22 protein-coding genes are annotated in these 17,928 nt (G+C 37.0%); 13 read left to right on the top strand and 9 right to left on the bottom strand.

What is annotated here, in order from left to right:
• The first annotated feature begins 6 nt into the window (after positions 1 to 6).
• The 8 genes from CCON33237_RS04410 to CCON33237_RS10100 all read left to right on the top strand — a co-directional run bounded on the left by CCON33237_RS04410 (position 7) and on the right by CCON33237_RS10100 (position 5,450).
• Positions 7 to 249: an HP0268 family nuclease gene (locus CCON33237_RS04410; protein ID WP_002941786.1), complete on the top strand. Its 243-nt coding sequence runs from the start codon at positions 7 to 9 to the stop codon at positions 247 to 249.
• Entirely contained in the window at positions 249 to 1,550 is a 1,302-nt protein-coding gene (gene miaB, locus CCON33237_RS04405) for a tRNA (N6-isopentenyl adenosine(37)-C2)-methylthiotransferase MiaB (RefSeq protein WP_054196561.1), read from the top strand. The genes CCON33237_RS04410 and miaB overlap by 1 nt, the downstream gene beginning before the upstream one ends.
• Positions 1,531 to 2,310, top strand: a complete 780-nt coding sequence (locus CCON33237_RS04400) for a lysophospholipid acyltransferase family protein (RefSeq protein ID WP_054196560.1) — start codon at positions 1,531 to 1,533, stop codon at positions 2,308 to 2,310. The genes miaB and CCON33237_RS04400 overlap by 20 nt, the downstream gene beginning before the upstream one ends.
• Positions 2,300 to 2,746 carry a hypothetical protein gene (locus CCON33237_RS04395; protein WP_054196559.1) on the top strand — a complete coding sequence of 149 codons (447 nt, stop codon included), beginning with the start codon at positions 2,300 to 2,302 and terminating at the stop codon, positions 2,744 to 2,746. The genes CCON33237_RS04400 and CCON33237_RS04395 overlap by 11 nt, the downstream gene beginning before the upstream one ends.
• Before the next feature lie 60 nt (positions 2,747 to 2,806).
• Positions 2,807 to 3,811: a hypothetical protein gene (locus tag CCON33237_RS04390; RefSeq protein WP_054196558.1), complete on the top strand. Its 1,005-nt coding sequence runs from the start codon at positions 2,807 to 2,809 to the stop codon at positions 3,809 to 3,811.
• Positions 3,808 to 4,329 carry a hypothetical protein gene (locus tag CCON33237_RS04385; RefSeq protein WP_054196557.1) on the top strand — a complete coding sequence of 174 codons (522 nt, stop codon included), beginning with the start codon at positions 3,808 to 3,810 and terminating at the stop codon, positions 4,327 to 4,329. Before CCON33237_RS04390 ends, CCON33237_RS04385 begins: the two co-directional genes overlap by 4 nt.
• A complete protein-coding gene (locus CCON33237_RS04380; protein ID WP_054196556.1) occupies positions 4,322 to 4,858 on the top strand; it encodes a hypothetical protein in 537 nt (178 codons plus the stop codon). Before CCON33237_RS04385 ends, CCON33237_RS04380 begins: the two co-directional genes overlap by 8 nt.
• Before the next feature lie 493 nt (positions 4,859 to 5,351).
• A complete protein-coding gene (locus CCON33237_RS10100) occupies positions 5,352 to 5,450 on the top strand; it encodes a hypothetical protein (RefSeq protein ID WP_369126263.1) in 99 nt (32 codons plus the stop codon).
• A 145-nt stretch (positions 5,451 to 5,595) separates the two neighbouring features.
• Here CCON33237_RS10100 and CCON33237_RS04370 read toward each other — a convergent pair whose 3' ends face one another.
• From CCON33237_RS04370 to CCON33237_RS04355, 4 genes are read right to left on the bottom strand one after another with little or no spacing between them, the layout of a single operon-like run.
• Positions 5,596 to 6,219 carry a tetratricopeptide repeat protein gene (locus CCON33237_RS04370; protein ID WP_054196554.1) on the bottom strand — a complete coding sequence of 208 codons (624 nt, stop codon included), beginning with the start codon at positions 6,217 to 6,219 and terminating at the stop codon, positions 5,596 to 5,598.
• Positions 6,220 to 6,873, bottom strand: a complete 654-nt coding sequence (locus tag CCON33237_RS04365) for a tetratricopeptide repeat protein (RefSeq protein ID WP_054196553.1) — start codon at positions 6,871 to 6,873, stop codon at positions 6,220 to 6,222.
• A 10-nt stretch (positions 6,874 to 6,883) separates the two neighbouring features.
• Complete coding sequence (locus CCON33237_RS04360; protein WP_054196552.1) at positions 6,884 to 8,224, bottom strand: dihydrolipoyl dehydrogenase family protein; 1,341 nt, start codon at positions 8,222 to 8,224, stop codon at positions 6,884 to 6,886.
• Between the two features lie 2 nt (positions 8,225 to 8,226).
• A complete protein-coding gene (locus tag CCON33237_RS04355; RefSeq protein WP_054196551.1) occupies positions 8,227 to 8,547 on the bottom strand; it encodes a hypothetical protein in 321 nt (106 codons plus the stop codon).
• A gap of 77 nt (positions 8,548 to 8,624) precedes the next feature.
• Between CCON33237_RS04355 and CCON33237_RS04350 the strand changes: the two genes are divergently transcribed.
• The gene (locus CCON33237_RS04350; RefSeq protein ID WP_054196550.1) at positions 8,625 to 9,176 is read left to right on the top strand and encodes a tetratricopeptide repeat protein; all 552 of its coding nucleotides are present in this window, start codon (positions 8,625 to 8,627) and stop codon (positions 9,174 to 9,176) included.
• 24 nt (positions 9,177 to 9,200) lie between these two features.
• On the opposite strand, the gene prfB is transcribed toward CCON33237_RS04350, so the two are convergent.
• Entirely contained in the window at positions 9,201 to 10,301 is a 1,101-nt protein-coding gene (gene prfB, locus CCON33237_RS04345; RefSeq protein ID WP_054196549.1) for a peptide chain release factor 2, read from the bottom strand.
• Positions 10,302 to 10,422: 121 nt separating this feature from the next.
• On the opposite strand from prfB, the gene panC reads away from it, so the two are divergent.
• The 3 genes from panC to tilS are packed head-to-tail and all read left to right on the top strand — an operon-like array spanning position 10,423 to position 13,534.
• Complete coding sequence (gene panC, locus CCON33237_RS04340; protein ID WP_054196548.1) at positions 10,423 to 11,244, top strand: pantoate--beta-alanine ligase; 822 nt, start codon at positions 10,423 to 10,425, stop codon at positions 11,242 to 11,244.
• A 2-nt stretch (positions 11,245 to 11,246) separates the two neighbouring features.
• Positions 11,247 to 12,557: a 30S ribosomal protein S12 methylthiotransferase RimO gene (gene rimO / locus CCON33237_RS04335; RefSeq protein WP_054196547.1), complete on the top strand. Its 1,311-nt coding sequence runs from the start codon at positions 11,247 to 11,249 to the stop codon at positions 12,555 to 12,557.
• Positions 12,554 to 13,534, top strand: coding sequence for a tRNA lysidine(34) synthetase TilS (tilS, locus tag CCON33237_RS04330; protein WP_054196546.1), 981 nt, complete (start codon positions 12,554 to 12,556; stop codon positions 13,532 to 13,534). Before rimO ends, tilS begins: the two co-directional genes overlap by 4 nt.
• Positions 13,535 to 13,592: 58 nt before the next feature.
• Here tilS and CCON33237_RS04325 read toward each other — a convergent pair whose 3' ends face one another.
• Positions 13,593 to 14,519 (bottom strand): ribose-phosphate pyrophosphokinase, encoded by a 927-nt coding sequence (locus tag CCON33237_RS04325; RefSeq protein ID WP_054196545.1) that lies wholly within the window; start codon positions 14,517 to 14,519, stop codon positions 13,593 to 13,595.
• A 226-nt stretch (positions 14,520 to 14,745) separates the two neighbouring features.
• Here CCON33237_RS04325 and CCON33237_RS04320 point away from each other — a divergent pair, with 226 nt between their 5' ends.
• A complete protein-coding gene (locus CCON33237_RS04320; RefSeq protein WP_054196544.1) occupies positions 14,746 to 15,105 on the top strand; it encodes a DUF488 domain-containing protein in 360 nt (119 codons plus the stop codon).
• A gap of 9 nt (positions 15,106 to 15,114) precedes the next feature.
• Here CCON33237_RS04320 and CCON33237_RS04315 read toward each other — a convergent pair whose 3' ends face one another.
• Genes CCON33237_RS04315 through hemE form a run of 3 tightly spaced genes read right to left on the bottom strand, consistent with a single transcriptional unit; the run spans position 15,115 to position 17,875 of the window.
• Positions 15,115 to 15,939 carry a pyridoxamine kinase gene (locus tag CCON33237_RS04315; RefSeq protein ID WP_054196543.1) on the bottom strand — a complete coding sequence of 275 codons (825 nt, stop codon included), beginning with the start codon at positions 15,937 to 15,939 and terminating at the stop codon, positions 15,115 to 15,117.
• Positions 15,940 to 16,806, bottom strand: a complete 867-nt coding sequence (locus CCON33237_RS04310; protein ID WP_081004463.1) for a radical SAM protein — start codon at positions 16,804 to 16,806, stop codon at positions 15,940 to 15,942.
• Positions 16,807 to 16,852: 46 nt separating this feature from the next.
• Positions 16,853 to 17,875 (bottom strand): uroporphyrinogen decarboxylase, encoded by a 1,023-nt coding sequence (hemE, locus tag CCON33237_RS04305; protein ID WP_054196542.1) that lies wholly within the window; start codon positions 17,873 to 17,875, stop codon positions 16,853 to 16,855.
• Between the last annotated feature and the right edge of the window lie 53 nt (positions 17,876 to 17,928).

Here is a 17,928-nt window from a genome sequence, read left to right as displayed (position 1 = left end):
TTAAAAATGGAGCTAAAACTTGCAAGAGCTGAATTAGACGCAAAACCAAAAACGATTTCACTAGAAAAAATAGAGGCAGCTGTCGAAAAAGAGGGTCAGAAAATTTTCTATTTTGATAAAGAAAACACACACAAACAATTAATCGCCTTAGTTGAGCATTTTGAAGAAAAAGGGCTAAGCGTTTATCACAGAACCGTAAAATACGGACTTGATGATAGCGACTACATGTATGAAGTGCATATACTTTAATGAGTAAAAAACTCTTTATCCAAACTTTAGGCTGTGCTATGAATGTTCGTGACAGCGAGCATATCATAGCCGAGCTCTCACAAAAAGAAGACTACTCCTTAACACAAAATATAGAAGAAGCTGATTTAATCCTTATAAATACTTGCTCGGTTCGTGAAAAGCCAGTTCATAAACTCTTTAGCGAAGTCGGCGCGTTTGAAAAAGCCAAAAAAAGAGGTGCTAAAATAGGCGTTTGTGGCTGTACTGCAAGCCATTTGGGTAGTGAAATTTTTAAACGCGCACCTTATGTTGATTTTGTTCTTGGCGCAAGAAATGTTAGTAAGATCACAAAAGCGGTAAATACACCTAAATTTATCTCAACCGACATCAATCATGACGAGAGCGAATACGCATTTGGCGAATTTAGAGGCTCGCCATATAAAAGCCACATCAATATCTCGATCGGCTGCGACAAAAAGTGCACCTACTGCATCGTCCCACATACTAGAGGCGATGAAATTTCTATCCCTTCAAGCCTCATCCTAAAAGAGGTAGAAAAGGCGGCAAAAAGCGGCGCAAAAGAGATATTTTTACTAGGGCAAAATGTCAATAACTACGGCAAAAGATTTTCAGGCGTGCAAGAAAATATCGATTTTAGCGACCTATTAGTAAAGATAAGCGAGATAGAGGGCGTTGAGAGGATAAGATTTACAAGCCCGCACCCACTTCACATGGATGATAAATTTCTAGAAATTTTCACTAACAACCCTAAAATTTGCAAGTCTATGCATATGCCACTTCAAAGCGGAAATACCAAAGTTTTACGCGAGATGAAGCGCGGATACACAAAAGAGTGGTTTTTAGACCGCGCGCTAAGACTTAGAAAGATGTGCCCAGATGTGAGCATCTCAACTGATATCATCGTCGCATTTCCGGGCGAGAGCGATAGCGAATTTGAAGACACGATGGACGTGCTTGAACAAGTTAGATTTGAGCAAATTTTTAGCTTCAAGTATTCGCCTCGCCCTCTTACCAAGGCAGCTACTTTTACAAATCAAATAGACGACAAGACCGCTTCAGCTAGGCTTACTCGCCTACAAAATCGCCACAATGAAATTTTAGACGAGATCGTGGCGGCACAAAAAGATAAAATTTTTGATGTATATTTTGAAGAGCTAAGAGCAAATGGCGGCGTTGCTGGGCGAAGCTTTAATAACTTTTTAGTTCAAGTTGATGGCAGTGAAGAGCTTCTTGGCACTACACAAAAAATCAAGATCACAAACCCAAAACGAATGGTTTTGTATGGTGAGCTGCAAATTTAAAAGCACCCTTGAAAAGCTCGCCACGAACATTGGTGTCTTTTTCATCTACATTTTGATGTGGCTCATTTTTCTAACCTGCAAAAAGAGCTACACTCCAAATTTCTTACCGCAAAATGGCTGCGTCGTCGTTTTTTGGCATGGCAGACTTAGCTTTATGAGCTTTGCTTACAGACGCTGGTGGAGCAGCCAAAACAGAAAACAAGGCAAGGTGATAATAAGCGACCACAAAGATGGCGAGCTCATCACCAGAATAATCAAATTTTTTGGCATCGGCACCATTAGAGGTAGCAGCTCAAAAGGCGGCGCAAGGGCACTTATAGAGGCTTTAAGAGAGATAAAGCAAGGTCACGACGTCATCATCACGCCAGATGGCCCACGCGGACCAAGACACAGCGTCGCAGACGGAGCTGCGGTGATCGCGCAAAAGTCATCTTGCGAAATTTATGCTCTAAATTTCGAAGCAAACTCGTTTTGGGAGTTTAAAAGCTGGGACAAGATGATACTTCCAAAGCCATTTTCAACTATAAAATTTAGCCTCTCAGCCCCTTTTAGCGTGGCAAATTTAGAACAAAAAGAGGCAAAAGAGAAGATACAAAACGAGCTTTGGCAGGCCTCGCAAAATGACGGTGGCAAGAGCGTGCTACAAAATAAAGAGGACTTTAGGTCAAATTTAAAAATTTGGTGGAAAAAATATGCGCATAAAAATCCGCAAATAAGCGACGAGATAAGAGAAATTTTGGACGAAATTTATGAAAAATAAAATTTCTATCTTTATAGCCATTTTTATAATAGCTTTCTTTGGGCTCTTTTTTTACAGCGACAACTCCTACAAGCTCGCCCTTGAAGCGAAATTTTACTACGAGAGTAAAGAGTATGAAAAGGCTATAAATTTAAGCCAAAAAGCCCTTGATCTTGACGTATACAACAAGATGGCCGCCACCACGCTTAATCAAAGCAAGGCAGCTATGAAATTTAGCTCATACATAAAAAACGGCAAAGAGTATCTTGAACGCATCAAAAAAATGAGCCAAAATGGCGTCAGTAAGGCTGATAATGAGCGCATCAAAATGATGTGTGATGTGATGATAGAGGACTTTGAAAGCTTAAGAAATTCTGCTTTGCTTGATGATGAGCTAAAAAGCGAGGCTCTGCAGATGAAAGAGGCATTTGCAAAACTAAAAAACGAGCTGTTTTAAACTTATTTAATCCCTTTTTAGCTAACATACCAAAAATAATGCACTAAATTTAGGAGAGTTATGTCTTTTAGCATCAAAAAGCTTTTTTCAAACCTTTTCTTAAGCGCCGTGATCGAGGGCAATGAGTGCGTTTTTTACGGTCAGGTCTTTAGAAATGGCAAGCTTATAAAAACCATAAACGCTAAATTTACAGATATAAATATCGATAATATCGATGAAAAAATCATAAAATACATAGAAGAGCAAGAAAAAGCATATTTTGGCGTATATGTCTCAGTTTTTTTTAACGACGACTCGCAAGGCGCGCTTCCTAGCACTAGCTTTGATGAATATAAAAAATTTAATATAAATACTAAAAATCTTACAAGCCTTATCATGCAGGATAGCTGGAGTATTTATGCAAATTTAAATGCTATAAAAAAATATAAAAATTTATTTGGACAAGATAGTGTAGATCTCATCTACTCACCTATTGCCCTACTCTTTCACGAGCTTTTAAAACGCGGAATTTCTCCAAAAACTACACTTTATCTTTATATCCATGCACATTCGTTTACGCTTGCGATATTTAAAGATAAACAAATGAAATTATCCACTTTTTTAAATATGGCTGGTATTGAGGAAACTAATCAGGAAGCTGAAAGCCTAAAAGAAGAAGATATAACAGATATTGATAACTTAATAATTAAAGAAGAAAATGACGCAACATCGCTTGATGATTTTAAAAGTTTAGATGATTTTTTAAGTGATGATAAACCAAAAGAATTTGAAGATCTAAACTATGAACTAAATATGCCAGTTTCTACAAATGTAGAAAAATCGGTTGCTATTTTTGGGTATGACATGAAGATGTTTGATTACATCGTAAAGGCTGTAAAAGAATTTTACGAAAATCCTCTCTACGGCGGCGATTTTATTGAACAAATCATTGTTTTTGAAAATACAAAAACAAGTGCAACCTTTTTACAATATCTGCAATCCGAGCTTTTAGTGGAGACTTCGGTGTATCCAGTGAATACAAACCATATTATGAATGAAATCATGCAAGAAGAGATAATATTATGAGATTTAGCTTTATTGCTCCGGAACCAAGACCACTTATATCTATCTTTAGCAAAATTTGGCTAAGTCTTATAAGTTTTGTTTTTATAGCTCTTTTGGCAACAAATTTTTTTATACTCTATAAAAACTATTCAATTGAAAAAAATATAAATTTTTTATCAAATGAGCAAAAAGAACTTAGTCAAAAAATAGTCACAACAGATGAAATTTCAGCTAAACTGGCCGTACAAATAGAATCTGCAAATGATATTTTCACATCAAATTCTATTCTCAAGCAAAGCTTGCACAATCTTTTTGATCTAGTGCCTGACAGTATAACGCTCGAAGAGGTTTTTATGGATAAAAACTCACTCATCATTCGTGGTATAACGCCGACAAAAGATGTATTTAATCAGCTTCTAGCTTCACCTTTAAGATCTATTTTTACGACTTCGAATACTAGCTTTTATCAAAGTAAAAACGGCTGGTACGGCTTTATAAGCACAAATAAAATTGATAATTCTGAGGGATATAATGAGTAAAAAAGATACGAGCTTAGAAAAAATAGATCCCGTCAAGCTTTTACTTTTTATATTTGCTTTTATTGTAGTTTGTTTCATTATGATATTTGGTTTTATCGTGCCAAATATAAAAGAATTTAAAAGCCTAACTAGACAAAATTATTCACAGACATCATCTTATACAAAAGTAAAAAATGAATTTGAAGCCAAATTTAAAAACCTTGAAGCAACCAAACAAAAAGATGGAGCTATTATTTCAGCTTTTGAGGCTAAATTTGATAAAGATAAATTTATAGAATTTGCCTCTAAATTTTTCAGTGAAGTGAGCCTTAGCAAAATAGAAGAAAGTGATAATAACGCTAGTGAGAAATTTTTTAGATTTCGCCTAAATGTAACTAGCTCTCTAAGGACACCACAAAAATTTTATGACTTTTTAGATGCGCTTAGCAGCTATGACAGTATCGTAAAGACCGAATTTCCTATCGTCATGAAAGGCGAAAAGGATAAAATCCATACTACTTTTAATATAAAAGTTTTTGGGTTGAAGTGAAATTTTAGATTTTATTTAAAAAAGCTACAAATAGATAACATTTCTCTCAAGTTCTTAGTTATAGAAATCATATTTTTATGGACATAAATTTATGTATTTCATCAGTATTGATATAAGCTCAACATCTACAAAAGTAACAATACTAGATAATCAAGATAATTTTTGTGATCTATTTTTTTGTTATCAAGTAGTTTTAGTGCCATAAAAATAGTACGCGATATAAAAGAAATTTTAGAACAAAAAAGCTATCAATATGCCTCGATCGTAGCTACTGAATATGGAAGAGCAAGTGTAGAAGCGGATGTAGTAGTTTTTGAAAACTGTACAGGAACTAAAAAATTTAAAAATAATATAAGCACACAAGGCGACCTTGTAGAAAATATCGCCAAATGTTACTTAAAGACACCCCATCTTCTGTAATGTACAAAAACGACGCAATATCTGATGCTATTAAAAATTTGTAGATGAATATAAAGCAGATGGTGCAACAGATATCGTTTTAAGTGGCTGTCACACTTATACAATAGAAACAAGTAATATAAAAGAAGCCAGCAAAGAAACTGGTGCGAGCTACATGCGCCTTGAGGACTGACTACCCCCAAACAAGATGTTGTCCGGATTTACACACATTTGAAGGTATTTTTAGAATTTCTCGAATAAAACATCAAATTTTAAAAGACTCAAGAAGAGCCTTTGTTGATTTATTACGAATTTTTAGAACAGTATTTTGACTAGTATTACTTTTTATCCACACATTTGCCAAGTTGGCAGGCTCTTTTGTAAAGTGCGTCTGCCTTTGCTTCATTGCCGCTTAGCTTTGCAAGCAAAAAGCATGACTGAGCATACTCAAGCTCGCAACTCTTTGCCAAAAGCCTTAGCACTCTAGCCTCGGCCTTAGTTCTATCTATCTTATGAGTCTTTAAATTTTCACTTTCGATGTAGGATTTTAGCCCCATAGCCTCATTATAGCAGCCAACACCATCGCCACTATCACAAGCTAGTTTATAAAGTTTTAGAGCTTTTTGGATATCTTTTTGCTCATCAATCAGCCCTTGCTCATAAATTTGACCCAAATTTGAACAAGCCGTTGCAAGCCCAGCATTGCAAGCTTTTTCGTAGTAGCCTTTTGCTTTTACAAAGTCTTTTTCGTTGCTAAAATTTACAGCTAGGTTGTTACAGTCGATGCTATTTCCACCCTCGCAGTTTTGCATCATCTTCTCTTTTTCAAGCTCAAGACGCTCTGCCCTCGCCTCTTCATCACTTTGCCAAAAGCCAAAGCTTACCATCTTTTGCCAAGACCAGCAACCACTAAGTATAAAGCCCATAGCCAAAATAAGACCAAAATTTAAGACCTTTTTCACTTACATTCCTAGCTTTGTGCCTAGTCTTTTCATCTGTGGGCATGCCTTGCTTAGCCCACGAAAGCAAGCAACTTTATAAATTCCATAAGCCCTTTTTTCGTCTTTATTGACACCAAGACCAAGCTCGTACATCGCTCCGATATTAGCACAACTTGGTAAGTCGCCAGCATTGCAAGCGTTTGTATATGCCTCCATCGCTAGATAGTAGTCTTGTTTTACGATCTCGCCCTTGCGGTAGGCGTTGCCTAGATGATAGCAAGCTTGCATGCCTCCACCATTGCAACTTTCTTTATAAATCGAAATTGCCTTTTTTGGATTTTTTTTAACTCCAAGTCCAAGCTCATAAAGAGTGCCCAAATTTGCACAACCGACTTGCACTTTCGCATCGCAAGCTTTTTTATAATTTGTTAAAGCGTTTTCATATTCTTTTAAAAGCTCGTAATTTACACCCAAATCATTGCAAGCTTCCGCATCGCCTTCTTCGCATTTTGGTATTAAAATTTCGATCGCATTTCTTGAAATTTGCTCTTTATTTTGCACTATTTTTTCATCCTTTGGCTGCTGCCACGAATCATCTTGTTTTTGTCCTACACCAATCACATTTAAGCAGCCAGTGAAAAATAAAGCCGATAAAAGCAATAAATATTTTTTCATTCTTTTCCTTTTAAAATTGTCCAAATAAGTCATTTAGTGCTTCACTGATACTTGGATGAGTGAAAATTTGATTTTTAAAGAAATTTGCGTTCGCTTTTAAATTCATTGCAATTGCGATTTCATTTATTAGCTCATTTGCATAGATGCAGTGAAAGCTAGCACCTAAAATTTCGCCGCTTTGTACATCAACGATAGCTTTTAGCATACCTACATCGTGATTTAGTACTTTTGCACCTGGTACTGTTGCCATGCTAAGCTTTAGCTCTTTAAAATTTAGCCCAAATTTACTAGCCTCTTTTGCATTTACTCCAATTCTTGCTAGCGGAGTATCAGTAAATAGTACATTTGCGTGAATGCTTCTATTTTTAGTATTTCTCTTTTTATCACCAAAAATTTGTGAATAAACTATCCTAAAATCATCCAAGCTCGTGTAAGTAAAAAGCTCTCCGCCGCGCACGTCGCCTACCGCATAGATGTTTGGCACATTTGTTTGAAGATTTTCATTTGTCTTTATAAAGCCTTTTTCATTTAGCTCAACTCCAGCAGCTTTTAAATTTAAATCATCCACATTTGCCACTCTGCCAAGCGCGATCAAAAATGCATCAGCCCTAAGGCATCTTTGCTCACCATTTTGCTTGAAATTTAATACATTCTCTTTAACGCACCCTATCTCGCAATCCTCTAAAATTTCAACGCCTTGGACTCTAAGAGCCTCTTTTACGCTATTAGCTATATCATCATCTTCGTTTTTAAGTAGTTTTGAACGTCCTACGATAGTCACTTTTGAGCCAAAATTTGCAAACATTGATGCAAACTCTATACCGATAAAACCACTACCGATAATGACAAAATGCTTTGGTAAATTTTTTAGATCAAGCAAAGTTTGGCTTGAAAATACATTTGAGCTTACAACCTCAAAAGGAGCATCTGCCTCTTTTGAGCCACTATTTATGATAATAAAATCGCCCTCTATTATCTTTTTCTCGCCGCTTGTCGTTGTTACAAGTACGCTATTTTCACTAGCAAATGAGCCAACACCATCGATCACATCGATATTTTCTTTATCATTTAGCATCACATAGTTTTTAGCATTCAAAGCTGAAATTAGCTTATTTTTATTTTCCACACTAAGTGTGTAATATTCGCTCTCAACGCTATTATTTACAAATTTTGCCTCTTTAGCGGCTGTTATTAGACGTTTGGTTGGTATGCAGCCAACATTTATGCAAGTACCTCCGTACATCTTTGGCGATCTCTCTATAAGAGCCACTTTTTTGCCAAGTGCGGCAGCTTTAACTGCTAGCGTTTTGCCAGCTTTTCCAAAACCAATAATTACAATATCATATTTCATTTTCAGTCCCTTATCTTTCCCATTATATAGTAAGTTGTTTCATTTATCTTTTTTAGCTCCATTTTATATTTATTAGCCCAGTTTTTTATGATTTCATCAACTCGCTCTTTTATTTCATTAACGGTAGCTACATTTTTTATCTTTAGTCTATCTTCACTTCCACTCATCGCCACAAAACAAAGGTGCGGCTTTAAATGATCGTTTAGTTCAATTATGCTCTTTGGCAAAAGACCATCAGTATTGTTTAAAATTCTACACATTTGAGCAGTGGTCGTTTCATTGACGTTATAGCCAAGCTGGATTAAAAGTGCATTATGATCCATATCGTTCCTTTTGCTTAAAATTTGCGGGCATTATAAGATAAAATTGGATAAAATCGCCTAAATTTTCAAGGACAAATATGAAAAAATTTATCATTTTTGTGTTTAGTGTTTTACTATTTTGGGGATGTTCGTTAGATCAAATTTCACAAAATTTTGGCCTTAGTGAGCCACCACTTGATCCTGAAGTCGAGCAAATAGCAGACGCCATCTATCTATACAATGAAGGCAACTATCCAAAGGCTTGCAAGAGATTTTACGACTACGCAAAAGATGGAAATGTGCTTGCCATGCAGCAAACTGGCATTTGTTTTCGTGACGGCAAAGGCTTTAGTAAGGATATCTTAAGAGCACTTTTCTGGTTTGAAACAGCTGGCAGATACGGCAACATAGACGGACTAAGAAGCGCTGGATATATCTACGAGTATGGCCTTGGTGTAAACAAAAATTTAGAAAAAGCGATATATTTTTACGAAAAAGCCACAAGCCTTGGCTCAAGCGAGGCCAGCTACGATCTAGGGCTTATCTATCTAGGTAAAAATAACTACAAAAAAGCGAGAATTTATCTTGATGAAGCTTGCTTTAAAGGCAAAGAAGGAGCTTGCACAAAGCTAAAAGAGATGAAATTTTAGCTCCCATCTCTTTTTGTAAATTTATTACGCGTCAGCCTTTTGAGCGATCAAAACGCCTTCTATCATCTTTTTGATATCGCCATCAAGTATCGCATCAGTTTGTGAGTATGCCTCGCCACTGCGGTTGTCTTTTACTTGCTGGTATGGGAAAAGTACATATGATCTTATCTGGTGCCCCCAGCCGATCTCGCTTTTTTCGACGCTATTGCTTGCTTCTTGTTGTTTCATTAGCTCAAGTTCGTAAAGACGAGATTTTAGCATTTTCATCGCTGTGGCTCTATTTTTGTGCTGACTGCGGTCATTTTGACACTGCACGACGATGCCAGTTGGTATGTGCGTGATGCGGATGGCAGATTCAGTCTTGTTTACGTGCTGACCGCCTGCACCACTTGCTCTATAAGTGTCTATCTTTAGATCTTTCTCTTCGATCTCGATCTCTATATCATCATCTACTTCAGGGCTTACCATGACACTAGAAAAGCTCGTATGACGGCGCCCTGCACTATCAAATGGACTTGTGCGAACGAGCCTGTGGATGCCATTTTCTGCTTTGAAGTAACCATAAGCATTTTCGCCTTTTACGATAAAACTCACGTCTTTTAGCCCTGCCTCATCGCCCTCTTGAAAGTCAAGAGTCTCGACCTTAAAGCCTTCTCTCTCACAAAATCTAAGATACATCCTATAAAGCATGCTGGCCCAGTCGTTACTCTCAGTGCCGCCAGCTCCAGGATGGATCGATACGATCGCATTTTTGCCGTCATCTTCGCCGCTTAAAAGCATAGAAATTTCAAGATTTACTATCTTTTCATCTAAATTTTTAGCGTCATCAAAAAGAGAATTTATAGTCTCTTCGTCATTTTCAGAATTTGCTAGCTCAAAAAGCTCCTTTGCATCACTTACTGCCTGATTAGCATCGTTAAATTTTGCAAGCATATTTGAAATTTTTGTCTTTTCTTTATTTAGCGCCCCAGCTCTTGCGATATCTTGCCAAAAATCAGGATCTTGCTCGGTGGCCTCGATCTCTTTTAGTCTAGCCTTGATCTCTTCAGGCTTTACGATAGAGCCTATGTTTTCAACTTTTGTTTGTAGCTTCTTTAAAAGCTCGTTGTATTCGTAACTATCCAATTTTTTCTCCAAAAATTTTTGCCGATTTTAGCCAAAAGTTGCTTACATTTTTAAATTTACGCCCTTTTAATCCTTTTTTGTTACAATGCCAAGTTAAAATTTCAAACAAAAAGAGTCAAAAATGCAAATCATAAGAACTATAAAAGAACTTCAAAATTTCGTCTCTAGCACAAGCTCAAAGATCGGTTTTGTGCCAACCATGGGCGCACTTCATGACGGACATGTTAGCCTTATCAAAAAATGCGTGAGCGAAAATGAGATAAGTATCGTCTCAACATTCGTTAATCCAACTCAATTTTTACCAGGCGAAGATCTGGACAAATACCCAAGAAACGAACAAAACGACATTAAAATTTGCGAGCAAAATGGCGTTAGCGCTATTTTTATCCCAGATGCTAATGAGCTTTACTTTGAAGATGAGCCTCTAATCATCGCTCCAAAGAAATTTTCAGCTATCTTAGAGGGCAAAACTAGGCCAGGCCACTTTGATGGCGTCTTAAGAGTGCTAAATAAGCTATTTCGACTAACTCGTGCAAATAGCGTCTATATGGGCAAAAAAGATACACAACAATTAATCATCGTGCAAAACATGATAAAGACATTTTTTCTTAATACCAGCCTAGTGGCTTGCGATATCGTTAGAGAGCCGGACGGACTTGCACTTTCAAGTAGAAATGTCTATATCTGCGACGAAGATAAATGTAATGCTCTAAGGCTTTCAAGATCGCTAAATAAAGCACAAAATTTGATCCAAAACGGCGAGGAAGACACAAGTGAGATCAAAACAAAGATGCTTGAAGTGTTAGAGCCATTAAAGGTTGATTATGTCGCCATTACGGATAGAAATTTAAATGAAATTTCCAAAATAGAAAAAAATAACACCATCATTTTAGTAGCAGCTTACGTTGGTAAAACTAGGCTAATAGACAACATCTGGATCTAAAAATGCCAAAACTTCACTTAATTTCACTTGGCTGTAACAAAAATTTAGTTGATTCTGAGATCATGCTTGGTAGACTGCAAAACTACGATATCACGGATGATATCAGCGATGCTGACGTCATCATCGTAAATACCTGCGGCTTTATAAAATCTGCCAAAGAAGAGAGTATCCAAACCATACTTGAAATGCACGAAGCCCGCAAAAATGGCTCTTTGCTGGTAGTGACTGGCTGTCTTATGCAGCGCTACAAAGACGAGCTTATGAAAGAGCTGCCTGAAGTTGATCTCTTTACTGGTGTGGCCGACTACGACAAGATAGATGAGATCATCTTGAAAAAGCAAAATTTATTTAGTCCGCAAACTTATCTGCAAGCAAATGAAGAGCGTGTGATAACTGGCTCAAACTACCACGCCTACATCAAAATTTCAGAGGGCTGCAACCAAAAGTGTAGCTTTTGCGCGATACCGACATTTAAAGGCAAGCTAAAATCGCGCTCGCTTGAAAACATCATAAATGAGGTCAAAAATCTAGTCAAAAAAGGCTACTACGACTTTAGCTTTTTATCCCAAGACTCAAGCTCATATATGCGCGATCACGGTATTAGCGACGGGCTTATAAATTTAATAGATGAGATAGAAAAGATAAAAGGCGTAAGGAGTGCTAGGATACTTTACCTCTACCCAAGCACGACCAGCAAGGAGCTAATTGAACGTATCATCGCTTCGCCTGTCTTTCACAACTACTTCGACATGCCCATCCAACACATCAGCGAAGACATGCTAAAGATAATGAAGCGTGGAAGCGGTGCTAAAAAGATAAAAGAGCTTTTAAATTTGATGAGAAATGCCGAGAATTCATTCTTACGAACTGGTGTCATCGTGGGACACCCGGGCGAGAGCGAGGATGATTTTGACGAGCTTTGCGCGTTTTTAGAAGAGTTTAAATTCGATAGAATTTCGGCCTTTGCCTACTCGAAAGAAGAAGACACTGCCTCTTTTGAAATGGAGCAAATCCCAGCTAAAATCATCTCAAAAAGACTAAATAAGATAGAAAAGATCACTAAAAAAGCGATAAATGAGAGCTTGCAAAAAGAGCTTGGTAAGCAAATTTATGCTTCTCTTGAGGGCGAAAGTAGCGAGGGAGAGATGTTTTACGCGGCCAAAAAAGATATCTGGGATAAAGATATAGACGGCGAAATTTTAATCAACGAAAGCGACTTAAAAGAGCTTGAGATCGGCTCGCTCTATCTTTGCGAAGCAAGCGACGTGGTCGATCAAAAACTGATCGCTAAAATCATCAAAAAAGCAAAATGATAAGTCAAAATGTGCGAGAAAAGCTAAACTTAGGTGCAAACCTGCTTGCATTCTCGCACGGTATAGACAGCACTGCACTTTTTTATATTTTAGAAGAGGCTGGGATCAAATTTGATCTAGCGATGGTTGATTACAATGTTCGAGAGCAAAGTAAAAGCGAGATAAAAAGTGCAAAAGAGCTCGCAGATAAATTTGGTAAAAAAATTTATACCAAAAGCGTTTTTTTAGATATGTCAAATTTTGAAAAAAACGCGCGTGAGGCGAGATATGAGTTTTTTGATGAAATTTGCCAAAAATTTGGCTATGAAAATTTGATCCTAGCGCATCAGTTTGACGATAAATTTGAGTGGTTTTTAATGCAGCTTAGTAAGGGTGCTGGACTAAAAGAGCTCTTTGGCATGAGCGAGCTTGAAAAGAGAAAGTACTTTTGGTTAGTTAGGCCGCTTTTAAATTTACGCAAAAAAGAGCTTCAAAACTATCTTGATGAGCGAGGTTTGCGCTATTTTATCGATGAGACAAATTTAAAAGGCGAGTTAAAAAGAAGCTTTATTCGGCTAAATTTTAGTGAGCCATTTTTGGATAGATATTTTAGTGGCGTACAAAAGAGCTTTGAGTTTTTAGAAGTCGATAGACAAATTTTAATGCCAAATATCACAAAAATAAGTGACGAAATTTTTATCATAAAAAATGATAGTAATGCGATACGAGGCGTTGATATGGCGGCAAAAGAGCTAAACGTACTTCTAAGTAAAGCTCAAAAAGATGAGCTAAATGCAAATTTAGCAAAGCAAACAAGCGTGGTGCTAAGCGGCAAGATCGCTGTCGGATACGCAGACACTTGCCTTTTAGTAACTCCATTTTGCAAAGCCATAATGCCAAAAATTTTTAAAGAGAAGGCTAGAATTTTAAAAATTCCAGCTATAAATAGAGGCTATCTTTTTGCTATAAATTTTGATTTATCAAAAATTAAATTCTAATAAGCATTGAAAGATTTGGCTTTTTGCCTGAAACGCTAAAAACAAAAGCCAAAATTAATTAAAATAAGCTATTTACGCTTTCATTGTGATATACACGGCGTATCACTTCGCCAAATAAAGAAGCTGCACTTAGCACCTTTATACAAGGTAGCTCCTCTGCTAAAGGTATCGTATCTGTTACCACTAGCTCATCTAAAAAGCCTAGTCTTAGCCTATCATAAGCTGGCCCACTAAGGACTGGGTGCGTACAAAACGCCATAACGCTAGTTGCGCCACGCTCTTTAAAAATTTCAGCTGCTTTTACGATCGTGCCAGCTGTATCTATCATATCATCAACTAAAATCACATCTTTACCATTTACGTCACCGATTATATTCATCACTTCGCTCTCGTTTGCTTTTTCGCGTCGCTTATCTACGATAACCATGTCAAGATTTAGATTTTTAGCTAAGGATCTAGCACGAGCCACGCCGCCTACATCAGGGCTTGCAACGATTGGATTTGGTAAATTTTTAGCTCTTACGTAGTCATTAAAAATGATACTTCCATAAAGGTTATCAACCGGAATATCAAAAAATCCTTGAATTTGTCCTGCGTGAAGATCCATAGTGACGACTCTATCGATGCCTGCTGTTTGCATCATATTTGCCACTAGTTTTGCAGTGATCGGCACTCTAGGAGCTGCTTTTCTATCTTGTCTAGCGTAGCCAAAATACGGCACAATCGCTGTTATAGAGCTTGCGCTACTGCGTCTTAAAGCGTCAGTTAAGATAAGTAGCTCCATTAAATTTGTATTTGTCGGTGCACATGTTGGCTGAATGACAAAAACATCTTTTCCGCGCACGCTCTCGCCGATTTGCACACTGATCTCTCCATCGCTAAATCTTTTTATACTTGCCTCGCTAAGAGGAAGTGAAAGATATTGCGAAATTTTCTTTGAAAGCTCAATATTAGCCGTTCCTGAGAAAATTTTATAGCCTCTCATAATGATAACCCTTTTAGTGATTTTTATGTTGGGATTTTATCAAAACGAGCTTTAATTTAAATTTATTTTTTTAGGACTATTTTCTAGTCCTAGTTTAATTCTTATTGCCACAATCAAAAATTTTAGCTTTGATTTTACAAACCTTAAAATTTAAACAAGTATAAAAAATATAAGATAACTAAGAATATTTTTTTATTTATAAACATTATAGGACTACAATCACAACATGTTTAAAGCTTATAGAATTTATGATTTTATTAAAGATGATAGTTTGGATATGAAGGCGGCTTTTGTTGATAGACTCTATCCAAGAGGCATAAGAAAAGAGATATTTTCAAATTTCCTTTGGCTAAAGGATATCACACCAAGCACTGCTTTAAGAGAGTGGTTTCATGAAGATAGAGAAGCTAGATTTGATGAGTTTTGTGAAAAATTTGAGCTCGAGCTTGATAATGAAAAAGCACAATCTTGCTTTAAAACACTAAAAAATTTAGAAAAAGAATACGGCAACATAGCTCTTCTAACAGCTAGTAAAGATATCAATCTTTGCCATATCGTTGTGTTATTAAAAATTTTAAATAAGTAGTTTGCCAGCCTATCTTGCAAGAGTGCCAAGCACCTTTTCAAACTGCACACCATACCATGTGCGGCTCTTATCTTTTAGCGTGATTTTAATGCTACTAAGCACAAAGTTTGCTGCCTTTTTGATAGAATTTTGCATGCTTTCGCCATTTACTAGCGAGCCAAAAAGCACAGAAGCAAAAATATCTCCAGTTCCACTCGTGTGAAATGGCAAAAACTCGTGAAAATACTCTACTTTCTCTTTTGTCTTTGCATCGTAAGCTATGATGCCACATTCATTTTGCTTGTATCTAATACCCTTTAACACAATCTTTCTAGCTCCAAAGCTAGCTAAGCCTTCAAGCAACTCTAAAATATAATCTTGCGTATAGTCACTGCCTAAAAACGGCATCCCACACATAAAGCTTGCTTCAGTTATGTTTGGCGTGATAACGTGAGCCTTTGTGCAAAGTTCGCGCATTTTCATAACAAATTTTTCATCAAATCCGTGATAGAGCTTGCCATTGTCGCCCATGCAAGGATCTACAAGTATTAGTGGAGCAGAGTCATTAAACTCATTAAAAATTTTCTCTATCAGCTCAAGCTGACTAAAGCTGCCTAAAAACCCGGTATAAATTCCATTAAATGCGATATTTTCTTTGTGCCATACTTGTGTTATCGCGTCAAATTCATCAGTCAGATCACGAAATGTGAAATTTTTAAAGCCAGTATGAGTCGAAAGTAGCGCAGTAGGCAATATACACACCTCAATGCCTTGAGCGCTAATTATCGGAAGTGCGACAGTAAGGGAACATTTGCCAACGCACGAGATATCTTGTATTGTAAGGATTCTTTTCATTTATGCTCTTAGTTTGTAAAATTTCACTCCAGCAACATCGGATAAATAAACCACATCATCTTGTAAAAATTTTGCTAGAGTCTGCTTTGAAGAGTCAGAAAAATTCTCTTCAACATTTGCGATAGTTTGCGGACGACGTTTCAGCATTTCTAAAATTTCATCCTCACTAAAGTTATATTTTTGCTCTATCTTGTGAGCTTTGACGATATTAACTGGCACGCCACTTATCTGCTCGGCTAACTCCTCTAACTTTTTAGCGTCTACGCCCTTTACATTATAGGCTGGTGGGCGATCTACCGTACCAATATCTACTCGGTGTGGAGCTATCTCATTTATCGCCATATTAAGTGCTTCAAACTCACTTTTTTTATCATTAAAACCAGCTACGACTAAAATTTCAAGCACGAGCTCACCAGCAAATTCCTTGCGAAATTTAGCCATTGCTTTTATAATCTCGCCTACTTCTATACCGCTTTTGTTGCGGTCTATCTTTTTAAAAGTGCTTTGCACTGCGCTATCTAGACTAAATTTCACTATATCAAGCTCTTTTAAAGCCTCGCAAATTTTTGGCTCACACACGCCTGAGCCATTACTTAAAATAAGTGTTTTTGAACTGCCTTTTAGGTTATTTATCTCGTTAATTAGCTCTTGTAAGTATGGGTAAAGAGTCGGCTCTCCATTTGCCGTAAGTGTTATAACATCGATGTTTTGATGAGTACGCAAAGCATCTTTTAAAGCTATTAAAATTTCTTTAACACTTGGCGGATCTTGTATCGCGCTGACTGTTTTTGCACCACTTAGCTCACAATAGACACAGTCAAAATTACATGATTTTTGCTTAGGGCTTAGATCTATGCCAAGACTCATGCCAAAACGGCGTGAATTTATCGGACCAAAGATGATGCAAGGCTTATTACCTTGCACTTTTTGTCTGAACCTGTTTTATGAAATATTTTGCATTTTCAACTGGCACATCTGGTAAGATTCCGTGACCTAGGTTAAAGATATGAGGAGCATCTTTCATAGTGCTTAAAATTTTATCCACACCTTCATCTATCGCTTTTTTACTATAAAGTCTAGTTGGCTCCATATTGCCTTGAAGGACGTATTTTGGACTTAGTTTTGCTTTGGCTAGCTCTATTGGAGTGCTCCAGTCAACGCCAAAAACATCAAAATTTCCTGAAATTTTATCCAAATAGCCACTTATCCCCTTTGGAAAAACGATGACCGGAATTTCTGGAAACTCAGCTTTTACGCTATCAACTATTTTATTTATATAGCTAAATCCAAACTCAAAATAAGCCTGCTCCTCAAGTGCAGCCGCCCAGCTATCAAAAATTTGCACCGCATTTACGCCAGCTTTGATTTGCTCTTTTATATATAAAATGAGAGCTTGTGTCACTTTTTCTAAAATTTGGTGTAAAAATTCTGGATTTTGATATAGCATTTTTTTGCAGATCGCATAGTTCTTACTGCCACCACCCTCGATCATATATGTAGCTATCGTCCATGGGGCACCGCAAAATCCAATTAGTGCCTTATCTTTAGCTAAATTTTCTCTTGTGAGCTTGATCGTATCATAGACGTATGCTAAATTTTTTACCGATTTTTTAATACTAAGTGCATCAAGAGATGCTTGGTCACGCAACGGCTCTGTAAAAACCGGGCCCTCGCCTTTTTCAAAACGTAGATCCATACCCATTTCAAGCGGCACTACAAGGATGTCGCTAAATAAAATAGCCGCATCAACACCAAGGATATCGACTGGCTGAAGCGTGACTTCACTAGCTTTTTTATAATCTTTACAAAGTGATAAAAAATCCCCTGCCTTGGCTCTTACAGCCATATATTCTGGCAGATATCTACCGGCTTGACGCATCATCCAAACGGGCGTGTATGGCGTCGGTTTTTTTAAACAAGCATCTATAAAAATCATAAATTTTCCTTTAAATTTTTAAAGGGATATTATCTAAATATATATAAATTTAA

The organism is Campylobacter concisus (assembly GCF_001298465.1).
Lineage (GTDB): Bacteria > Campylobacterota > Campylobacteria > Campylobacterales > Campylobacteraceae > Campylobacter_A > Campylobacter_A concisus.
This window is presented reverse-complemented; position numbering and strand designations above follow the sequence as displayed.